General features: G+C 59.3%; 2 protein-coding genes. Both read right to left on the bottom strand.

Annotated elements, in window-relative coordinates; all coding sequences use genetic code 11:
* Positions 1 to 266: 266 nt before the first annotated feature.
* Positions 267 to 653, bottom strand: a complete 387-nt coding sequence (locus HUJ28_00015) for a transcriptional regulator (protein MBD3617854.1) — start codon at positions 651 to 653, stop codon at positions 267 to 269.
* The gene (locus tag HUJ28_00010) at positions 650 to 949 is read right to left on the bottom strand and encodes a type II toxin-antitoxin system HigB family toxin (GenBank protein ID MBD3617853.1); all 300 of its coding nucleotides are present in this window, start codon (positions 947 to 949) and stop codon (positions 650 to 652) included. The genes HUJ28_00015 and HUJ28_00010 overlap by 4 nt, the downstream gene beginning before the upstream one ends.
* Positions 950 to 1355: the final 406 nt, after the last annotated feature.

Raw genomic sequence — 1355 nt, 5'->3', positions numbered from 1 at the left:
GGCCAGATGCCAAGCTCGTCCCTCCACCCCGACAAGCCCTTTCTGGCCTGTCGGGGCACAACATACAAGCTGCGCCAGCTGCGATACCCATGTTTCGGCAGAGTGCCGCCCCTGATCGCGCCTTGCGGCGCTCCTACGACGGATTGGGTTTTTCGGTAGGAGCTGCGCAAGCTGCGATGCCCATGTTTGGGCGGAGTGCCACCCCATATCGCGCCTTGCGGGCGCTCCTACGAGGGCTAACCCCTCCCGTCTCTCGACCCCGTGTGTTATGCCTGTTTTCGATGTTCGTGGTTCTTGTCGTTGATCAGGCTTTCCAGGGGTATGTTCAGACCTTTCCAGAGCTTGCGGATCATGTTGAGGCTCAGGGGGCGCTTGTGGTTGAGTACTTCGGAGACGCGCCCGCTCGATCCGATGTAGGGCTCGAGGTCCTTGCGTTCCAGACCGGCCTGCTCCAGGCGGAACAGGATCTCCTCGACAGGATCGGGTGGATCGATGGGATGGTGTCTGGCCTCGTAGGCCTCTACCAGAGTCAGGAGTACGTCGAGCTTGTCGCCTTCGGCGGAGTCCTCGGGGGTACCCCAGAGCGCCTCGATCTCAGCCAGCGCAGCCTCGTAATCCTGCTCGGTCTTGATGGGGCGAATATGCATGGTCAGTCGTCTTTAAGTCTGAGTTTGTCGTAATGGGCATGCGTGCCGATGAATTTCACGAACATGGCCTGGCGTGTGTAATCGACGTCGACCACCAGCCGATACTTGTTGCCGGCAATGTTGAAGACTACATGTGAGGCATCAATGATGTTGGCGCTGGTGATCTGGGCCTTGATGTCATGTGGTGTGCACCATTTCGCCTTACAGGCTTCCGCATGCCATGCCTCCAGCGGTCCCCTGGCATCCCGGTACTGGGCCTGTCGATAAAATTCTCGCAACGTCCGTTTCGCGATGATTCTCATGGGGTGAGTATAGGTTGCTCCCAAATTGGGAGCAAGGCTCGGGTGAGGGTATGGCTGGCATGGGCCTTTGAATCGCCGAGAGGGCTCGGCTCCTACTCCTGACGCTGCTGCGCGAGCCGCGATGCCGATGTTTGGGCGGAGTGCCGCCCCTAATCGCGCCTCGCACCCAGAGGGCATAAACGGCGCTCCTACGAAACTTGGTATTGGCGGTAGGAGCTGCGCCAGCTGCGATACCCATGTTTCGGCAGAGTGCCACCCCTAATCGCGCCTTGCAGCGCTCCTACGAAACTTGGTATTGGCTGTAGGAGATTCTATGTCGCAAGACAAGGTTTTCGCGGCACATAGTCGGCCCCGTTTTTGAGGATGGCGAAGGCGATACGGGCGAGCTTGCGGGCGAGGATGGTGA

It is taken from the genome of Chromatiales bacterium, from assembly GCA_014762505.1.
Classification (GTDB): Bacteria; Pseudomonadota; Gammaproteobacteria; order SpSt-1174; family SpSt-1174; genus SpSt-1174.
The sequence above is the reverse complement of the archived record's forward strand: the minus strand, read 5'-3'. Positions and strand labels throughout refer to the sequence as shown.

Bases quoted from the DNA above. Each gene is read 5' to 3' on its own strand.
- HUJ28_00010 (MBD3617853.1), bottom strand. From the start codon at position 949: ATGAGAATCATCGCGAAACGGACGTTGCGAGAATTTTATCGACAGGCC.